At 67.0% G+C, this 17,958-nt stretch carries 17 protein-coding genes; 8 read left to right on the top strand and 9 right to left on the bottom strand.

Features of this window, described 5'->3' with window-relative positions; translation table 11 throughout:
- From ACZLIF_RS14110 to ccmA, 6 genes are read right to left on the bottom strand one after another with little or no spacing between them, the layout of a single operon-like run.
- The gene (locus ACZLIF_RS14110) at positions 1-1,920 is read right to left on the bottom strand and encodes a heme lyase CcmF/NrfE family subunit (protein ID WP_128987922.1); all 1,920 of its coding nucleotides are present in this window, start codon (positions 1,918-1,920) and stop codon (positions 1-3) included.
- Positions 1,921-2,397 carry a cytochrome c maturation protein CcmE gene (gene ccmE, locus ACZLIF_RS14105; RefSeq protein ID WP_111186423.1) on the bottom strand — a complete coding sequence of 159 codons (477 nt, stop codon included), beginning with the start codon at positions 2,395-2,397 and terminating at the stop codon, positions 1,921-1,923.
- Positions 2,394-2,582, bottom strand: a complete 189-nt coding sequence (ccmD, locus tag ACZLIF_RS14100) for a heme exporter protein CcmD (protein ID WP_053516869.1) — start codon at positions 2,580-2,582, stop codon at positions 2,394-2,396. Before ccmD ends, ccmE begins: the two co-directional genes overlap by 4 nt.
- Entirely contained in the window at positions 2,579-3,349 is a 771-nt protein-coding gene (gene ccmC, locus ACZLIF_RS14095; RefSeq protein ID WP_128987923.1) for a heme ABC transporter permease CcmC, read from the bottom strand. The genes ccmD and ccmC overlap by 4 nt, the downstream gene beginning before the upstream one ends.
- A 43-nt stretch (positions 3,350-3,392) precedes the next feature.
- A complete protein-coding gene (ccmB, locus tag ACZLIF_RS14090) occupies positions 3,393-4,088 on the bottom strand; it encodes a heme exporter protein CcmB (protein ID WP_053516872.1) in 696 nt (231 codons plus the stop codon).
- The gene (gene ccmA / locus ACZLIF_RS14085; RefSeq protein ID WP_428992327.1) at positions 4,085-4,786 is read right to left on the bottom strand and encodes a heme ABC exporter ATP-binding protein CcmA; all 702 of its coding nucleotides are present in this window, start codon (positions 4,784-4,786) and stop codon (positions 4,085-4,087) included. The genes ccmB and ccmA overlap by 4 nt, the downstream gene beginning before the upstream one ends.
- 143 nt (positions 4,787-4,929) lie before the next feature.
- On the opposite strand from ccmA, the gene ACZLIF_RS14080 reads away from it, so the two are divergent.
- From ACZLIF_RS14080 to ACZLIF_RS14070, 3 genes are all read left to right on the top strand, one after another.
- On the top strand, positions 4,930-6,078 hold the full coding sequence (locus ACZLIF_RS14080) for a pyridoxal phosphate-dependent aminotransferase (protein WP_111186422.1): 1,149 nt from the start codon (positions 4,930-4,932) through the stop codon (positions 6,076-6,078).
- Between the two features lie 14 nt (positions 6,079-6,092).
- Complete coding sequence (locus tag ACZLIF_RS14075) at positions 6,093-6,899, top strand: amidohydrolase (RefSeq protein ID WP_065175487.1); 807 nt, start codon at positions 6,093-6,095, stop codon at positions 6,897-6,899.
- 105 nt (positions 6,900-7,004) lie between these two features.
- The gene (locus tag ACZLIF_RS14070; protein WP_053516878.1) at positions 7,005-7,439 is read left to right on the top strand and encodes a hypothetical protein; all 435 of its coding nucleotides are present in this window, start codon (positions 7,005-7,007) and stop codon (positions 7,437-7,439) included.
- A 79-nt stretch (positions 7,440-7,518) separates the two neighbouring features.
- Here ACZLIF_RS14070 and ACZLIF_RS14065 read toward each other — a convergent pair whose 3' ends face one another.
- The 3 genes from ACZLIF_RS14065 to ACZLIF_RS14055 are packed head-to-tail and all read right to left on the bottom strand — an operon-like array spanning position 7,519 to position 10,910.
- Positions 7,519-9,126, bottom strand: a complete 1,608-nt coding sequence (locus ACZLIF_RS14065) for a pseudouridine synthase (protein ID WP_128987924.1) — start codon at positions 9,124-9,126, stop codon at positions 7,519-7,521.
- Positions 9,119-9,991, bottom strand: coding sequence for an SMC-Scp complex subunit ScpB (scpB, locus tag ACZLIF_RS14060; RefSeq protein WP_128987925.1), 873 nt, complete (start codon positions 9,989-9,991; stop codon positions 9,119-9,121). Before scpB ends, ACZLIF_RS14065 begins: the two co-directional genes overlap by 8 nt.
- A gap of 13 nt (positions 9,992-10,004) precedes the next feature.
- Entirely contained in the window at positions 10,005-10,910 is a 906-nt protein-coding gene (locus ACZLIF_RS14055) for a segregation and condensation protein A (RefSeq protein WP_053516881.1), read from the bottom strand.
- 359 nt (positions 10,911-11,269) lie between these two features.
- Between ACZLIF_RS14055 and ACZLIF_RS14050 the strand changes: the two genes are divergently transcribed.
- The 5 genes from ACZLIF_RS14050 to ACZLIF_RS14030 all read left to right on the top strand — a co-directional run bounded on the left by ACZLIF_RS14050 (position 11,270) and on the right by ACZLIF_RS14030 (position 17,943).
- Complete coding sequence (locus ACZLIF_RS14050) at positions 11,270-11,569, top strand: YciI family protein (protein WP_128987951.1); 300 nt, start codon at positions 11,270-11,272, stop codon at positions 11,567-11,569.
- On the top strand, positions 11,566-11,841 hold the full coding sequence (locus tag ACZLIF_RS14045; protein ID WP_074899338.1) for a BolA family protein: 276 nt from the start codon (positions 11,566-11,568) through the stop codon (positions 11,839-11,841). Before ACZLIF_RS14050 ends, ACZLIF_RS14045 begins: the two co-directional genes overlap by 4 nt.
- A 148-nt stretch (positions 11,842-11,989) precedes the next feature.
- Positions 11,990-13,027, top strand: a complete 1,038-nt coding sequence (locus ACZLIF_RS14040) for a LacI family DNA-binding transcriptional regulator (protein WP_053516884.1) — start codon at positions 11,990-11,992, stop codon at positions 13,025-13,027.
- A gap of 77 nt (positions 13,028-13,104) precedes the next feature.
- Positions 13,105-16,161 (top strand): TonB-dependent receptor, encoded by a 3,057-nt coding sequence (locus ACZLIF_RS14035; protein ID WP_128987926.1) that lies wholly within the window; start codon positions 13,105-13,107, stop codon positions 16,159-16,161.
- Positions 16,162-16,338: 177 nt separating this feature from the next.
- Positions 16,339-17,943: a glucoamylase family protein gene (locus ACZLIF_RS14030; protein WP_053516886.1), complete on the top strand. Its 1,605-nt coding sequence runs from the start codon at positions 16,339-16,341 to the stop codon at positions 17,941-17,943.
- Positions 17,944-17,958 lie beyond the last annotated feature (15 nt).

Here is a 17,958-nt window from a genome sequence, read left to right as displayed (position 1 = left end):
CTACGGACGACGGAAGCGGCGGTCAGCGGCGGTGATGAATCCACCCAGGGCCATCAGCAGCGCGCCCAGCCAGATCCAGCGCACGAACGGTTTGATGTGGACGCGGACTGCCCATGCATTGTTGCCCAGCGGCTCACCCAATGCCACGTAGACATCACCGCCGATGCGCGCATCGATGCCGGCCTCGGTCATCACCTGGCCACCGCTGGCGTACTGCCGCTTCTCCGGATGCAGCAGGGCCAGTTCGCGGCCGTCGCGGAACACCCGCAGATGACCGCGGTCGGCAATGAAGTTGGGGCCCTCGCGGTGATCCACGCCTTCGAAGCGCACTTCGTGACCGCCGACCACGATCTGCTGGCCCGGTGCCAGCGCCACTTCGCGCTGCACGTTCAGCGCTTCCACCAGCAACGCGCCCGCCAGAAACACGGCGACGCCGGCATGGGCAACGATCATGCCGAGCATTTCGGCAGTAAAGCGGCCATTGCCACGCAACCGCTGCCAGACGAAGCGGGCGGTGCCCAGCGCGACCCAGGCCGCCGCGGCGACGCCGATGCCGGCTTTCCATCCGTTCTGCGGCGCCTGCCACCAGGCCAGCGCACCGAGCAGTACCGCCAGGCCGAGCCAGGGGGCGAGCAGGGCCATGGCGCGCGAAGGCTGGTCGCGCTGCCATTTCACCAGCGGGCCGAAGGGCAGCAGCAGCACCAACGGGGCCATCAACAGCAGGAACAGGCTGCCGAAGTAGGGTGGGCCGACCGAAATCTTGCCCAGCGACAGCGCATCGGCCAGCAGCGGGTACAGCGTGCCGAGCAGGACCATCGCGCAGGCGGTGGCCAGCAGCAGGTTGTTGGCCAGCAGCAGCGTTTCGCGCGAGGTCGCGGTGAAGCCGCGGCGGGCATCATCGGCGTCGATGCTCAGCTGGCCCGCCCGCAGTGCGTACAGCAGCAGGCTTCCACCGACCAGCAGCGACAGGAACACGAGGATGAACAGGCCCCGCGAAGGATCGGCGGCGAACGAGTGCACGCTGGTCAGCACGCCGGAGCGCACCAGGAACGTGCCCAGCAGCGACAACGCGAATGCGGCGATCGCCAGCAGCAGGGTCCAGCTGCCGAAGGTGCCGCGCTTCTCGGTGACCGCCTGCGAGTGGATCAGTGCGGCGCCCACCAGCCACGGCATGAAGCTGGCGTTCTCGACCGGATCCCAGAACCACCAGCCGCCCCAGCCCAGTTCGTAGTAGGCCCACCAGCTGCCCAGGGCGATGCCCAGGGTCAGGAACGCCCAGGCGACATTGGTCCATGGCCGCGTCCAGCGCAGCCAGCGCGCGTCCACGCGTCCCTCCAGCAGCGCGGCCACGGCGAAGGCGAACGGCACCGCGAAACCCACGTAGCCCAGGTACAGCATCGGCGGGTGGATGATCAGTCCCGGATCCTGCAGCAGCGGATTGAGGTCACGGCCCTCCAGCGGGGCCGGGTTCAAGCGCAGGAACGGGTTGGAGGTGAAGATCAGGAAGGCGAGGAAGCCCACGCTGACGATGCCCATCACCGCCAGCACGCGCGCCTGCACGTGCCGGGGCAGGTGCCGTGAGAACAGCGCGACCGCTCCAGTCCACAGCGCCAGCACCAGCGCCCACATCAGCAGCGAGCCTTCGTGCGCGCCCCACACCGCCGAGTAGCGGTAGATGAGTGGCAGCAGTGAGTTGGAGTTCTCGGCCACGTAGCGCACCGAGAAGTCCTGCTGCACGAAGGTGGCGGTCAGCACCGCGAATGCACCGGCCACCAGCAGCAGCTGCGCGTAAGCGGCCGGCCGTGCCACCGCCATCCACGCCGCGTTGCCGCGATGGGCGCCGGCCAGCGGCAGGCCGGCCAGCAGCAGCGACGCCAGCAGTGCGCACAGCAGCAGGATCTGACCCAGTTCGGGCAGCACTCAGCGGACCTCGGGTGCCGTCACCGGCACGTCGTGCTTGAGATGGGCCTGGCCCATCTTGTCGGCCACTTCCTTCGGCACGTACTGCTCGTCGTGCTTGGCCAGCACTTCGTCGGCGACGAACACGGCGTTCTGCAGCGCGCCCTCCTGCAGGCGGCCGCTGGCGACCACGGCCGTGCCTTCGGCGAACATGTCCGGCAGGATGCGCGAGGTCGTCACCGCCAGCTGGGCATCGCCATCGGTGACCAGGAAGTGGGCTTCCAGCGAGCCGGGCGGGCGATTGAAGGAACCCTTCACCACCATGCCGCCGAGGCGGAACCGAGATTGCGGCTCGACGTCGCCACGCAGCACTTCGGAGGGCGTGTACAGGTAGGCAATGTTGCGCTCCAGTGCCATCGCCACCAGCGCGGTGGCCAGGCCGGAAGCGAGCAGGGCCAGCAGGACCCAGGCCAGGCGGCGGCGTTGGACCGGTGTCATCGTTCCAGCTCCGTGGACAGCGACGGCGGGACATCCTGGGCGCTGGCACGTGCCTGCTGCCGCTGCTGCCGGGCCTGTGCCATGCGCCGGGCGGCGCGCAGGCGCAGCCAGGAACCGAGCGCGTCGGCGCAGAGCACCAGCACGAACACAGCGTACGCACCGATCACGTAGGGCAGGTGGCTCATTTCGGGTTCTCCGCAGCAGCCTGCGCGGCGTCGATGCGGCCACCGACCCAGGCCTTGCCGGCCTCGCGGTCGAGATTGTCGGCGCGCGCCTTGGCCAGCACCGAACCGGCGAACCAGAACTTGGTACCGATCACCATCCACCACAGCGGGGCGATCATGGCACTGTCGATGGCCGATTCACCGAACACGTTGATCGACTGGCGCTGGTGCAACCCACCCCACCAGTCCACGGAATAGCGGATCACCGGCAGCAGGCTGACGCCGACGATGGCCAGCAGGCCGGCCGCACGGGCGGCACTGCGGCGGTCCTCGATGGCGTGGTACAGGCCGATCACGCCCAGATACAGGAACAGCAGCACCAGTTCGCTGGTCATGCGCGGGTCCCAGTCCCACCAGGTCCCCCACGTGCCCTTGCCCCAGATGCTGCCGGTGAGCAGGGTGATCAGCGTGAACCCCGCGCCCATCGGCGCGCACGCCATGGCCAGGATCTCGCAGACCTTGATCCGCCAGATCAGGGCAATGGCGGCGTACAGCGCCATCAGCGCGAATACGAACAGGCTCATCCAGGCGCTGGGCACATGGATGTAGAGGATGCGGAAACTGTCCAGCTGCCGGGCTTCCGGCGGCACCACCAGCAATGCCTGCCAGATTCCGACAAGCAGGACCGGCACGGCCGCGAGGTAGAACACCCGCGACCAGCGGGCGGCGAAACGATCGAACGTGGGCGGAGAACCGAGTTGGTGGAACCAGCGGACAATCGGATTCATGCGTGACGGCTATCCAGCAGGGGTGGATTGGCTCTCAGCTCGATCAACTCAGAGAAATACGAATCGCAGCGGCAGTCGCCAGCGGTGCCAGCACCAGTGCCACCAGCAGGCCGGCACCCAGCATCAGCAGCGCGCCGACCGGATCCTGTCCACGGCTGGCTGCAGCCAGGCTGCCTGCACCGAAGACCAGCACCGGCACGTACAACGGCAACGACAGCAACGCCACGAGAATACCAGAGCGCCGGATGCCCACGGTCAGTGCAGCGACCACACCACCGATCAGGCTCAGCAACGGTGTTCCCAGCAGCAACGATGCCAGCAACATCGGCAGCTGGTCATGCGGCAGATGCAGCATTTCCGCCAGCAGCGGGCTCAGTACGATCAGTGGCAGGGCCGTGGTGGCCCAGTGCAGCAGCACCCGCACCAGCACCAGCCACGCCAGTGGCACCGGTGCCAGCAGCCATTGCTCCAGCGAGCCATCCTCGGCGTCGGAGCGGAACAGCGAATCCAGCGCAAGCTGCCCGGCCAGCAGCACCGCCAGCCACAGCACCGCACCAGCGGTCGCCGCCAGCGGCTGTGGATCGCGTCCCTGTGCCAGTGCGAACAGCACCACCACCAGCAGGGCGAACAGCAGCGGCTGCAACGCATCGCCGCGGCGGCGCCAGAGCAGGCGCAGGTCACGCCTGACCAGCGCGCGCGCGGTCTGCCACAGGCCTGGTTCGGTACCCGGGGCGATCATGCGGCACCGCCGAGGTCGAGCTGGCGGGTACGCACCGGTGGTGCGGCGTAGGCCCCATGGGTGGTGACCAGGGCGGCGCCACCTGCGCGCAGGTGTGCCGAAATCATCCGGTTGACCAGGGTGATGCCCTCCAGGTCGAGGTTGGCGTAGGGCTCGTCGAGCAGCCACAGCGGGGCGGGCGAGAGCCAGATGCGGGCCAGCGCCAGCCGCCGCTTCTGTCCGGCGGACAGGTGCCGCACCAGGGTGTCCTCATACCCGGCCAGGCCGACGATGGCCAGTGCATTGCCCGGCATCTGCCGCGCCCGGCGCCCGTGCAGGCCGCACAGGAAGTGCAGGTTCTCCAGCGTGTCCAGGTCCGGCTTCAGCGCGGGAAGATGGCTGAGATAGGCGACATAGCGCGCCCGTTCGGCGTTGCTGGCGGGCCTGCCGTCGATCCGCACCTGGCCGGCGCCGGGTCGCGCAAGGCCGGCGAGCACGCGCAGCAGGGTGGTCTTGCCGGCACCGTTGCCGCCCTGCACGAGCAGCGCCTCGCCAGCATCCACGTGGAAGTCCAGCGGGCCGAACACGGGCGCGTCATTGCGCGAGAAGCTCAGGCCGCTGGCGGCCAGCAATGCAGGGGTGTCCAAGGGGCAGGGATCTTCATGCCGGAGTGCGGCGGCAATTGTAGCGATGAAATCCGCCCGGTAGCGCCGGGCCACGCCCGGCGAGCGTCAAGCGCGGTATCCCGCTGAAAGGGCATGTGCAAACAGCCGCCCGGCATGACCCGTCACGACCGGCCCGCGCCGCAGGCCGGGTCCGGATTTCGTACACTTCCAGCCCTTGTTCCCATTAGCCCAGGCCGATGCAACCCACCACCAAGCTGCCCAAGGTCGGTACCACCATCTTCACCGTCATGTCCCAGCTCGCTGCCGAGCACGGTGCAGTCAATCTGGGCCAGGGGTTTCCGGATTTTTCCGCGCCGCAGCGCCTGATCGACGAAACCGCCAGGGCGATGGCGGCCGGCCTGAACCAGTATCCGCCGATGACCGGTGTGGCGCCGCTGCGCCAGGCCATCGCGCAGAAGTCACTGGACCTGTACGGCGCCCAGGTCGACCCGGACACCGAAATCACCGTCACCAGCGGCGCGACCGAGGCCATCTTCAACGCCATCCACGCCGTGGTGCGCGCCGGCGAGGAAGTGATCGTGCTGGACCCGGCCTATGACTGCTACGAGCCGGCCATCGAGCTGGCCGGCGCAACCGCCGTGCACGTGCCGCTGGACCCGCAGACGTTCGCCGTGGACTGGGACCGCGTGCGTGCGGCCATCACGCCGCGCACCCGCATGCTGATGGTCAACACCCCGCACAACCCCTCCGGTGCGATGCTGGACGAGGCCGACATGCAGGCGCTGGCCGACGTGCTGCGTGGCACGCAGATCTACCTGATTTCCGATGAGGTGTACGAGCACATCATCTACGATGGCCGCCGCCACGAATCGGTGCTGCGCTACCCGGAACTGCGCGAGCGGACCTTCGTCATCTCCAGCTTCGGCAAGACCTACCACTGCACCGGCTGGAAGATCGGTTATGCGGTGGCGCCGCCGCTGCTGACCGCGGAATTCCGCAAGGTGCACCAGTACAACACCTTCACCAGCTTCGGCCCGGCCCAGTATGGCTTTGCCGCGATGATCCGCGACGAACCGGAGCACCACCTGGAACTGGGCGCGTTCTATCAGGCCAAGCGTGACCGCTTCCGCGAGCAGCTGGCCGGTACGCGACTGAAGCCGCTGCCGGTGCCGGGCGGCTACTTCCAGCTGGTCGATTATTCGGCCATCAGCGATCTGCCCGACCATGAGTTCGTGAAGTGGCTGACCATCGAGAAGGGCGTCACCGCCATCCCGCTGTCGCCGTTCTACGAAACCGCACCGACCGGCCAGCGCCTGGTACGGCTGTGCTTCGCCAAGAACGAGGCGACCCTGGACGCGGCGATCGAACGCCTGCGCCTGCTGTGAGCGGAGTGACGACCATGCAGGATCTGCGCATTTCCCTCGTCCAGGGCGACACCCGCTGGCATGACCCGGCCGGCAACCGCGCCTACTATGGCGCGCTGCTGGCGCCGCTCGCCGGCACCACCGATCTGGTGATCCTGCCGGAGACCTTCACCAGTGGCTTCTCCAACGAGGCCATCGCACAGGCTGAAGGAATGGATGGCCCCACCGTCGCCTGGGTGCGCGAACAGGCCAGAACCTTGGACGCGGCGGTGGTCGGCAGCGTGCAGCTGCGCGACGGCGCGGGCGTGTACAACCGGCTGCTGTTCGCGACCCCCGACGGTGGACTGCAGTACTACGACAAGCGCCACCTGTTCCGCTATGGCGGCGAGCACGAGCGCTATGCCGCCGGCCGCGACCGCCTCTGCGTGGAATGGAAGGGCTGGCGCATCAATCCGCAGGTCTGCTACGACCTGCGGTTCCCGGTGTTCTGCCGCAACCGCTACAACGTGGAACGGCCCGAACAGCTGGATTTCGATCTGCAGATCTTCGTTGCCAACTGGCCCTCGGCGCGTGCCTACGCGTGGAAGACGCTGCTGCGCGCACGTGCGATCGAGAACCTGTGCTTCGTCGCTGCGGTCAACCGTGTCGGCGTGGACGGCAACCAGCTGCACTATGCCGGCGACAGCGCCGTGCTGGATTTCCTCGGCCAGCCGCAGGTGGAGATCCGCGAGCGCGAGCAGGTGGTGACCACCACCCTCTCGGCCGACGCGCTGGCGCTGCACCGTGCGCGCTTCCCGGCGATGCTCGATGCCGATGCTTTCCATCTGGACGTGCAGGCCTGAACGAAGGGCTGAACGCTGCCCGCATCACCGTGCGCGCCTGCATTCACCCTGCACGCGCGCGCTGCTAGATTCGCCGGCAGTCCGAACGCTGTGGAAGTCCTGCCGATGAACAAGTCCCTTGCCCTGCTGCTGGCGCTGGCCGCCACCTCCCTGGCTCCGGCCGCGCATGCCGGTGGCAACCTCGACTGCCACCTGCGCTACAACCTGTCCGGCTGGTCGCTGATCTACAAGACGGCCTCGGGCACCGGCACCGTCAGCTGCAGCAACGGTGCCAGTCTGCCGGTGCGCATCCAGATGAAGGGCGGTGGCCTGACCGTTGGCAAATCGAAGATCACCGACGGGCGCGGCAGCTTCACCGGCGCCGTCAGCGTGGATGAACTGCTCGGTACCTACGCGTCGGTGGGGGCCCATGCCGGTGCGGTGAAATCCAGCAATGCGCAGGTGATGACCAAGGGCGACATCTCGCTGGCGCTGTCCGGTACCGGCAAGGGCTGGGACCTGGGTGTGGACGGCACGGCCTTCACCATCAGCCGGCGTTGATCAGTTCCCGTCGCGGCGGCACCCGATAACGAAAAACCCCGGCCAATGCCGGGGTTTTTCATGTCAGGCGTGCTGCCGATCAGCCGCCGCGCGGGCCGCCGCGACGGGGGCCACCCGGGCCACGATTGCCGCCGGGGCCGCCCGCACCGCGGTTGCCCCCCGGACCGCCGGGGCCGCGATTGCCACCGGGGCCACCCGGGCCACGGTTGCCGCCCCCGGGACCGCGGCTGCCCGGACGGGCACCCTGCGCCGGCTTCGGGCTGCCATACGGATTGAAGCCCGGGTTGGCGTGGTCGGACGGGAAGCTCGGGGCGTTGCCCGGATGCCCGTACGGATGCTTGTTGCCCTGCGCGCCCTGGCTGCGGTTGCCCGCGCCGGGACGGCCCTGGCCACCGGCGCCGCCGCGACCCTGGCCGCCTGCGGCGCCCGGACCCTTCGGCTTGCCATAAGGACGGCCCTGGCCGCCGCCCGGACCACGCGCGCCCGGACCGGCGTTGCGGTGGCCGCTCGGGCCGGTGCTGACGCCATCGGGCACGTACCAGGTCCGGAACGCAGCCGGATTGCCTTCCGGCAGCGAACGGTCATTCTTCGGCTTGCGCTGCTTGAACGGCTTCTGCGACTGCTTGGCCGCGGCTTCGCCGCTGACCGTGAGGCCGCCCTTGAAGCCCCCGCCCTTGCCGCCGCGGCCACGGCCACGGTCTTCGCGCAGGGTGTCGAAACGGCGCAGTTCGCGCCCTTCGTCGGCCGTGCTGTGGCCATTGACGTAAGCGTTGCCACGGCCGCCTTCGCGCACGCGCACGGTGGTCTTGGCGGCGCGGCGCTGGCCGATCACCGGCTGCAGGGTGAGGGCCGACGGAGCGCCTTCTTCCAGCTTCAGTTCAGCACGCAGCGCTTCGACCTGGGCGCTCGGCAGCTCGACCGACTGGCCACGGGCCAGTTCGCGCGGCAGGCTGACCCGGCCGTAGCGGGTGCGCTTGAGGCGACTGACCTGGCAGCCCTGCGATTCCCACAGGCGGCGCACTTCGCGGTTGCGGCCTTCCTTGACCACGACGCGGAACCAGTCGTGCGAATCGGTACCGCCGATGCGTTCGATCTCGTCGAACTTGGCCGGGCCGTCTTCCAGCGCGACGCCACGGGCAAGGCGGTCGACGATGGCATCGGCCACCTTTTCCTGGCCTTCCGGTGCACGCACGCGGACCACGTACTCGCGCTCGACCTCGAAGGACGGGTGCATCATCGCGTTGGCCAGTTCACCGTCGGTGGTCGCCAGCAGCAGGCCGGTGGTGTTGATGTCGAGGCGACCGATCGCGATCCAGCGCGCGCCCTTCAGCGGCGGCAGCGATTCGAACACGGTCGGACGGCCTTCGGGGTCTTCGCGGGTGGTCACTTCGCCTTCCGGCTTGTTGTAGACCAGCACGCGCGAGGGTTCGGACAGGGCCGTGGCGACGAAGCCGCGGCCGTCCAGTTCGATCTTGTCGCCGCTCTTGACCGACATGCCGGTCTGCGCGACTTCACCGTTGACCTTGACCAGGCCTTCGGCGATGCGCTGTTCCAGCGCGCGGCGCGAGCCAAGGCCAGCCTGGGCCAGGACCTTGTGCAGGCGTTCTTCCAACTTGAACTGTTCGGAGGTGGCTTCGCGCTTGAGCGAGAGCTTGTTCAACGACAGCTTGCGAGGGGTGTCACTCATCAGTTTTGCTCCGGCCGACGGTTTCGAGGTCGGCCTCTGGTTCGGAATCGGCTTGGTCAACAGCCACGGTCGTCGTCGCGACGGCGTTGTCTTCGCGTTCGTTCACTGGCACCGCGCGCTCGCCCGGCGCGGAATCGGGGTGCCCATCATCGAGGGGCGAAGGTGCTTGCTCATCGGTGGCCGCCGCAGGGACTGCGTCGGCGGAATGCGGGGTGTTGTCACCGGCCAGGCCGGCATCATCATTGGCGGCCCCGTCCGGCTCGGCCGAGACGTCGGGGCCGTCGGCGCTGGCGGCAGCCGGTGCATCGCGGTCCAGGGCCAGCTGTGGTTCCAGCTCGCCCAGGTCCTTCAACTCCGACAGCGGCGGCAGCTCATCCAGGCGCTTGAGGCCGAAGTAATCCAGGAAGCCCTTGGTGGTGCCGAACAGTGCCGGCTTGCCGGGCACGTCGCGGTGGCCGACGACGCGGATCCATTCGCGTTCTTCCAGTGCCTGGATGATGTTGCTGCTGACAGCGACGCCGCGCACCTGCTCGATCTCGCCGCGGGTGATCGGTTGCCGGTAGGCGATCAGCGCCAGCGTTTCCAGGGTGGCACGGGTGTAGCGGGTCTTGCGTTCGGTCCACAGCCGGCTGATCCAGCCATGCACCTCGCCGGTGACCTGGTAGCGGAAGCCGGAGGCGACCTCGACCAGTTCCACGCCGCGGCCTTCGCAGCCTTCGCGCAGGTGCTCCAGCGCACGTTCGATGCTGCCTGGCGGTGCTGGTTCCTCCTCCGGGAACAGGTCCTTCAGCTGGGCCAGGGTCAGCGGCTGGCTGGAGGCCAGCAGGGCACCTTCGACAATGCGGTTGATCAGCGGTTGATCCATCGGCAGGCAGCGCTCACTCGTTCTCGTTGGCGGCGTCGTTGTCGTCGAACTCGCTGCTGAACTGCAGCGGGGCATTGGTGTTGCCGGCCGCCAGCGACTTCACGTAGATCGCCGCCAGCGGTTCCTCCTGGACGATGTCCAGCAGCTGTTCCTTGGCCAGTTCCAGCACGGCCAGGAAGGTGACCAGCACGCCCAGCTTGCCTTCTTCAGCAGTGAACAGGCTTTCAAAACGGTAGAACCTGCCGTCTTCCATGCGGCCGAGCACTTCGCCCATCCGCTGCCTCACGCTCAACGCCTCGCGCTTGATCGCGTGGCCGCTGAACAGCTCGGCGCGCTTGAGCACATCGTGCAGCGCCAGCAGCATCTCCTTCAGATCCACCGGCGGCGGCAGTTTCACCGTGGCGCGTTCGGGCATGAAGGCATGGGCCACCGTGGTGTCCCGGTCCTGGCGGGGCAGGGCATCGATGTCCTCCGCCGCCTGCTTGAAACGTTCGTACTCCTGCAGCCGACGCACCAGTTCGGCGCGCGGATCGGCTTCATCGCCTTCGTCGCTGACCGGGCGCGGCAGCAGCATGCGCGACTTCACCTCGGCCAGGATCGCTGCCATCACCAGATACTCGGCCGCCAGTTCGAAGCGCAGCTCGCGCATCACGGTGATGTACTCCACGTACTGCCGGGTGATCTCGGCCACGGGGATGTCCAGCACGTCCAGGTTCTGCCGGCGGATCAGGTACAGCAGCAGGTCCAGCGGACCTTCGAAGGCATCCAGGATGACTTCCAGTGCGTCCGGCGGGATGTACAGGTCCTGCGGGATCTGCAGGACCGGTTGCCCATGCACGACGGCCAGCGGCATTTCCTGCTGCTGGGGGGCGGGCGGCCGGGTTGGCGGGTTCGCGTCGAGCGCGAGTTCGGAAGTCATCTAATGGACATCAGGATTGCAACGGACCAGTCGCGGCACCCGGTGCCGCGCGTGCACCGCGGGCCCCAAGGCACCAGGCGCGCCTGTCTCGGCGCGATTCCACACATATCAAACAGCAGGACGCGCCGCAGGAGACGGCAGCGACGGGACTACGGGGAGGTCGTCTACGTGGCCTGCCCGGAAGCGGCAGGTCGGTCGTCGGGGGCTGCGTTGGCCGCAAAAACCGACGGGTTGCTGCATCCAGCCACGTGCAATGGACTCTAGGGTAAGCCTTTGCCGCGCCAGTGTCCAGCTGCGGCCAGGGCGAGGGGGCTTTGGCTAGAATCGGCGGACCCGACAACGCGAGCGAGGAAATGCCGGTGTGGTATGTGATTGAAGGCTATGACGGCCAGGACGTACTGACGCAACGGCTGCAGGCCCGGCCGGAACACCTGACGCGGCTGCACGCGCTGCGTGATGAAGGAAGACTGCTGCTGGCCGGGCCCTGTCCGGCGATCGACAGCGCAGATCCAGGCCCGGCGGGGTTCAGTGGTTCGGTGGTGATCGCCCGCTTCGGGTCGCTGCCGGAGGCACAGGCCTGGGCCGATGCGGACCCCTATGTGGCCGCAGGTGTCTACGTGAGGGTGCAGGTGCGGCCCTTCCGCCAGGTGTTGCCGTGAACGCGGACCGGATCGAGCGAATTCGTGATGCGCTGCAGCAGGCGCTGGCCCCGAGCGTGCTCGAGATCGAGGACGACAGTCATCGTCATGCCGGCCACGCTGGCGCGCGCGATGGCCGTGGCCATTTCAACGTGCATGTGGTCAGCGAGCGCTTTGCCGGCCTCGGCCCGTTGGCCCGCCACCGCGCGGTATACGCGGCGTTGGGCGCGATGATGGAGACCGACATCCACGCGCTGTCCATCCGCGCGCTGGCACCGTCAGAACAGGGCTGAGCCCTTGTCCCGCACTGTCATTGCCGGTCCGTGCGTGGGCCGTCAGGGACAGATTTCCATGTCCATTTCAGGACATTCGTCTAACGGACAGTTTACAAGCCCAGATGGAAACGCTTACATTCCGCGCCAATGCTGGTAGGTCCAAGCCGTGGAGGGCGGCTTCGTGAACAAGGCAGCCATTACAATCAAGGATGTCGCACGCGAAGCCCGGGTCTCCGTGGCCACGGTTTCCCGCGCGCTCAACGGGCATGAAAATGTCGCCGAACCGGTCCGCCAGCTTGTGCTGGAGGTGGCCGCACGGTTGCGTTACACCCCGCACGCCGCCGCCCGCAGCCTGAGCAGCCGCCGCACCAACACGGTCGGCGTGGTGCTGCCGGACCTGTACGGCGAGTTCTTCTCCGAGCTGATGCGCGGCATCGACGGCGTTGCCCGCAGCCGCCGCCAGCATCTGCTGGTGTCCAGCTACCACGGCGACCAGGAGCAGCAGGGTGCTGCCCTGCGCGCCATGCGCGGGCGTGTCGATGGCCTGCTGGTGCTCTCGCCCTATGCCGAGAGCCCCGGCTTCCTGACCGACAACCTGCCGCAGTCGCTGCCCACCGTACTGATCAACACCTACCTGCCTGGGCAGGATCATCCGGTGTTGAGCATCGACGACCACGCGGGCGCAATGGCGATGACCCGTCATCTGCTCGATGCCGGTCACCGGCGCATCGCGTTCATTTCTGGCCCGGACCTCAACTTCGACGCGCGCGAGCGCCTGCGCGGCTTCCGTGACGCGCTGGCGGCTGCCGGCGGCAGCGCCGAAGGCATCGAGCTGCCCGGTGATTTCGACGAAGCTTCCGGCCATCGCGCCGGTCAGGAGTTGTTGGCAGCCGGCACGCTGCCCGATGCCGTGTTCGCCGCCAACGACATGATGGCACTTGGCTGCCTGTACGCCTTTGCGCAGGCAGGCGTCCATGTTCCGTCCGATGTCGCCCTGGCGGGTTTTGATGACATTCCGCTGGCACGTTTCGTTCACCCGTCGCTGACCACCATGCAGGTCAGCATCGCCGAGCTCGGCGATCGGGCGATGACGCGCCTGATGCAGTTGATGGACGGCACCTCCACGGAAGGGGCCGGGGACAAGCAGACCCTGGTACCCCGTCTCGTTGTTCGCGATTCCACCACTCCGCCATCCGGCCGTTGAAGCCGGAGGCGTTCCTTCTTTTTTGATTGATCGCAGGGGACCGCACACGCGGTCGCCGCCACCCGGAGATTGAGTTGATGATGCATTCCACTATCCGCACGCCGGCGCGCCGGCTGCTGAGCACCGCACTGGTCAGCTGCCTGATGCTGGCCGCCGCCCCGAACGCCCTGGCGCAGTCGGCCAACGCCAGCCTGCGCGGCCAGGTTGCCGGCGCACAGGCCGGTTCGGAAGTCACCGCCACCAACGTTGCGACCGGCACCGTGCGCCGCGGCACCGTCCGCGCCGACGGCAGCTACTCGCTGATGGGCCTGGACCCGGGCACCTACGACGTGGTGGCCAACGGCCAGACCCAGAAGGTCACCGTGACCGTGGCCTCCACCGCCACCCTGAACTTCGCTGGCGCTGCCAGCAGTACCCCGGGTTCAACCGCGGCCACCAACCTGGACACCGTCAACGTCGTCGCGCCGACCCTGCTGCAGGAAGTGCGCACGTCCGAAGTCGGCAAGACCGTCAGCCTGCAGCAGATCCAGACCACTCCGCAGGTGTCGCGCAACTTCCTGGAGTTCGCCGACGCGGTGCCGGGCCTGATCTTCACCCGTGATGCGAAGGGCAACACCTCGCTGCGCGGCGGCGCCACCAATGCCGATGGCACCAACGTGTACATCGATGGCGTGGGCCAGAAGAGCTACGTCAAGGGCGGCGGTGTGGCCGGCCAGTCCGGCAGCGCCGGCAACCCCTTCCCGCAGCTGGCCATTGGCGAATACAAGGTCATCAGCGGCAACTACAAGGCCGAGTACGGCCAGGTCTCGAGCGCTGCGGTGACCGCCGCGACCAAGTCCGGCACCAACGAATTCAAGGGTGAGGCGTTCTATCGCTACACCGACGAGGACATGCGCGCCAAGACCCCGGCCGAACGCCAGGGCGGCAAGGACAAGCAGGTGTCGGCCGAGAAGGAATACGGCTTCGCGCTGGGCGGCCCGATCATCCAGGACAAGGCCCACTTCTTCGTGACCTACGAAGCCAAGCGCTTCGACCTGCCGGTCACCATCGCACCGGACGGTGCGGTCACCGGTGCCGCCGGTCTGCTGCCGCCCGCCGGCGCCGCCGGTCTCGGCCCGGCCAGCCAGCCGTTCCAGCAGGACCTGATCTTCGGCAAGATCGACTTCGAGCCGACCGACAACGATCGCATCGAGCTGACCTTCCAGGACCGCGACGAAACGCAGTCGCAGTTCAGTGGCCAGACCTCGCCGGAAGCCGGCCGTGAAGTGGTCAATACCGACCGTCGTTACGCGCTGCGCTGGAACCACAGCGGCGAGCGCTACTACAACGAATTGATGGTCACCCACGAAGATTCGTTCAACAACCCGACCCCGCTGACCCTGGCCAACGGCATCACCTACACCGCGCCGGACGGTCCTGAAGACCGCACGATCGTGAAGATCGGTGGCGCCTCGGCACTGGACTCGCAGGTGAAGGGCCAGAAGGGCTGGTCGATCGAAGACAACCTGACCCTGGATGGCATCCAGTGGGCTGGCGACCACACCGTCAAGATGGGCGTGAAGTACAAGCAGATCGACCTGTACGCTTCCGATGCGGCGCAGATCAACCCGACCTTCACCTACACCCTGGGTGATCCGGACTTCCCGGATTCCATTCCGTACAAGGCGCAGTTCGTCAAGCCGGTGACCGGCGTGTCGGGCGTGTCCGGCGAAGTACGCTCCAAGTCCAAGCAGTACGGCGTGTTCATCCAGGACGACTGGCAGGTCAATGACCACCTGCAGCTGAACATCGGCCTGCGCTGGGACTACGAGAAGACCCCGTCCTACCTGGACTTCGTGACCCCGCAGCAGGTGGTCGATGCCATCTATTCGCAGGATCCGCGCGCACCCGCCGGCCAGACCTACGCCGATTCGCTGGCGCTGGGCGGCCTGGACATCAGCGACTACATCAGCAACGGTCACAACCGCAAGGCATTCAAGGATGCCTGGCAGCCGCGCCTGGGCTTCTCGTATGACATCAACGCCGACGAGCAGCATGTGATCCACGGTGGTGCCGGCCGTTCCTACGACCGCGACCTGTTCGACAACCTGCAGCTGGAGACCACCAAGCTGGCCCTGCCGCAGCCGACCATCTACTTCCGCAACCCGGCCACCGGGACCTGCATCAACGGTCAGGCCGCCTGCTACGACTGGAATCCGAACCTGCTCAACGGCATCGGCAACCTGCAGGCGCTGGTGGGATCGACCAGCAACGCCGGCCTGGAGGTCGACCTGCTGAACAACAAGCTGAAGGCGCCGTACTCGGATCAGTTCAGCCTGGGCATGAGCAACCAGATCGGTGACTGGCTGACCGATGCCACCATCGCCCGCACCCTGAGCTACGACGGTTTCGCCTTCACCCTGGGCAACCGTTACCCGACCGGCCAGTTCTTCGATGATCCGCGCCTGTGCGGCGGTACCGAGCCGGGCCTGAGCCAGGCCTGGAGCTGCAACGTGCCGGGCTTCGGCAGCCTGATCATCGGCCAGCAGGGCATCAAGACCCGCGCCACGCAGGTGCTGCTGTCGGCGCAGAAGCCGTTCACCAAGGAAAGCGGCTGGGGCACCTCGATCGCCTACACCTGGACCACCGCACGCCACAACCGCGACATCAACGAGAAGTACGCCTTCGACCGTGGCCTGATCGGCGATTACCCGACCATCCGTTCCAACGGCGCTCCCCGTCACCGCCTGGTGGTGACCGGTTCGTACGCGGGCTTCTGGGGCATCACCTTCGGCGGCAAGATCACCCTGGCAACGCCGACGGCCGTCAACGACTGGTACCCCGTGCCGCAGGCCAGCGGCTACACCCTGCCGACCCCGCAGGCGGCCGTGCCCAACGCCAACGGCAAGTTCCTGGTGGGTGGCAAGATCTTCGGCTACCGCTCGGTCGACCTGCAGGCGACGAAGACGTTCAAGATGCCGGGTGATACCGAGCTGTACGCTCGCCTGGACATCATCAACGTGTTCGATTTCGACAACTTCTCCACCTACAACTACGTCAAGACCAACGGCAAGCTGCAGGCCAGCTACAACGAGACCGGTGACATCATCGGTACGCCCCGCCAGATCAAGGCGGAAGTGGGCTTCCGCTTCTAAGCGGGTACGCCTGCTGCAGGAGTCGATGCCGCCGGTTCGCCGGCGGCATCGGCAACTGCGATGATCGCGCTGTCAGGCCACGTTCCCGTGGCTTTTTTAAATGTGTGGTTTGTAAACGATTTCAGATCATTGGACGTTATGCTTTCCCATCGATCAGTCCACCGGAGGAACCGCGCCATGCAGGCACGCCACCTGTTGTCCGCCGCAGCGATGACCCTGGCCATCGCCGCCTGCAAGCCGGCCCAGCAGGAGCCCGCCAAACCCCGGCCGCCGGTGATCCTGATCGAGGCCGACGCACCGCCGCGGCCGATGAAGCCGGAACTGCCGCCGCTGTTCGATGACATTGAACGCCGCACCTTCCAGTTTTTCTGGGACACCACCAATGAAGTGAACGGCCTGACACCGGACCGTTATCCGTCACGCCCGTTCGCCAGCATCGCCTCGGTCGGCTTCGCGCTCACCGCCTATCCGATCGGCATCGAGAATGGCTGGGTCAGCCGCAACCAGGCGATCGACCGCACGCTGACGACGCTGAAGTTCTTCCGTGACGTGCCGATGGGCCCGCAGCGCACCGGCAAAGCCGGCTACAAGGGCTTCTACTATCACTTCCTGGACATGCAGGAAGGCCGCCGCTACGACAGCTGGGTCGAACTGTCGTCGGTGGATACCGCGCTGCTGATGATGGGCGTGCTGTTCGCGCAGTCCTATTACGACGGCGATGATCCGCGCGAGAAGGAAATCCGGCAGATTGCCGATACCCTGTACAGGAAGATCGACTGGCCGTGGCTGCAGCAGCGCGCGCCGCTGATCTCGATGGGCTGGTTCCCCGAAAGCGGCTTCATCGACCACGACTGGATGGGCTACAACGAGGCGATGATGGTGTACATCCTTGCCCTCGGCTCGCCCACGCATCCGGTCAGCCCCGACGCATGGACGGTGTGGACCCGGACCTACGATAACGACTGGGGCGTCTACCAGGGCCAGGAATACCTGTCCTTCGGGCCACTGTTCGGCCACCAGTACAGCCATGTCTGGATCGATTTCCGCGATATCCAGGATGCCTACATGCGCGAGCGCGGCAGCACCTACTTCCTCAACAGCCGCTCGGCCGCGTTGGCCCAGCGCGAGTACGCCATCGCCAACCCGATGCAGTGGAAGGAGTACGGTGAGAACGTGTGGGGACTGACCGCCAGCGATGGTCCGCAGAACACCACCCAGGAATATCGCGGCGAGCAGCGCCAGTTCCGCCACTACTCCTCGCGCGGCGCCGGCCTGCGCGAGAACTTCGACGACGGCACCATCGCGCCGACCGCGGCGGTGGCCTCGATCGTGTTCGCCCCGGAGCAGGTCATTCCGGCCACGCTGGAGATGCACAAGCGCTTCGGCGATTACATCTATTCCAGCTACGGCTTCCTGGATTCGTTCAATCCCAGCTTCAGCTACGACATTCCGATCAAGACCGGGCGCCTGGTGCCGGATCGTGGCTGGGTCGCCAGCGACTACATCGCCATCGACCAAGGCCCGATCCTGACCATGATCGCCAACTACCGCAACGACTTCGTGTGGGAAGTCATGAAGAAGAACCCCTACATCCGCAAGGGGCTGGAGCGCGCCGGATTCAGCGGCGGCTGGCTGGCCCCCGAGGGCTCGTTCCAGCCGCTGGAACTGCAGAAGGACGAGAAGGCTGCATCGGCGCGCGCGGTCGGCATCGCCGAGTCACGCGCGGCCGCCGCACAGGAACAGAAGAACAATGCCAACCGCACCACAGGCCAGGGAAAGTAACGCTGTGCAGAACTG

It is taken from the genome of Stenotrophomonas sp. 2201_Sma (assembly GCF_056486685.1).
The sequence above is the reverse complement of the archived record's forward strand: the minus strand, read 5'-3'. Positions and strand labels throughout refer to the sequence as shown.

Coding starts and splice junctions, on each gene's coding strand:
- ccmE (WP_111186423.1), bottom strand. CDS start 2,397: ATGACACCGGTCCAACGCCGCCGCCTGGCCTGGGTCCTGCTGGCCCTG.
- ccmD (WP_053516869.1), bottom strand. CDS start 2,582: ATGAGCCACCTGCCCTACGTGATCGGTGCGTACGCTGTGTTCGTGCTG.
- ccmC (WP_128987923.1), bottom strand. CDS start 3,349: ATGAATCCGATTGTCCGCTGGTTCCACCAACTCGGTTCTCCGCCCACG.
- ccmB (WP_053516872.1), bottom strand. CDS start 4,088: ATGATCGCCCCGGGTACCGAACCAGGCCTGTGGCAGACCGCGCGCGCG.
- ACZLIF_RS14080 (WP_111186422.1), top strand. CDS start 4,930: ATGCAACCCACCACCAAGCTGCCCAAGGTCGGTACCACCATCTTCACC.
- ACZLIF_RS14075 (WP_065175487.1), top strand. CDS start 6,093: ATGCAGGATCTGCGCATTTCCCTCGTCCAGGGCGACACCCGCTGGCAT.
- ACZLIF_RS14070 (WP_053516878.1), top strand. CDS start 7,005: ATGAACAAGTCCCTTGCCCTGCTGCTGGCGCTGGCCGCCACCTCCCTG.
- ACZLIF_RS14065 (WP_128987924.1), bottom strand. CDS start 9,126: ATGAGTGACACCCCTCGCAAGCTGTCGTTGAACAAGCTCTCGCTCAAG.
- scpB (WP_128987925.1), bottom strand. CDS start 9,991: ATGGATCAACCGCTGATCAACCGCATTGTCGAAGGTGCCCTGCTGGCC.
- ACZLIF_RS14055 (WP_053516881.1), bottom strand. CDS start 10,910: ATGACTTCCGAACTCGCGCTCGACGCGAACCCGCCAACCCGGCCGCCC.
- ACZLIF_RS14035 (WP_128987926.1), top strand. CDS start 13,105: ATGATGCATTCCACTATCCGCACGCCGGCGCGCCGGCTGCTGAGCACC.
- ACZLIF_RS14030 (WP_053516886.1), top strand. CDS start 16,339: ATGCAGGCACGCCACCTGTTGTCCGCCGCAGCGATGACCCTGGCCATC.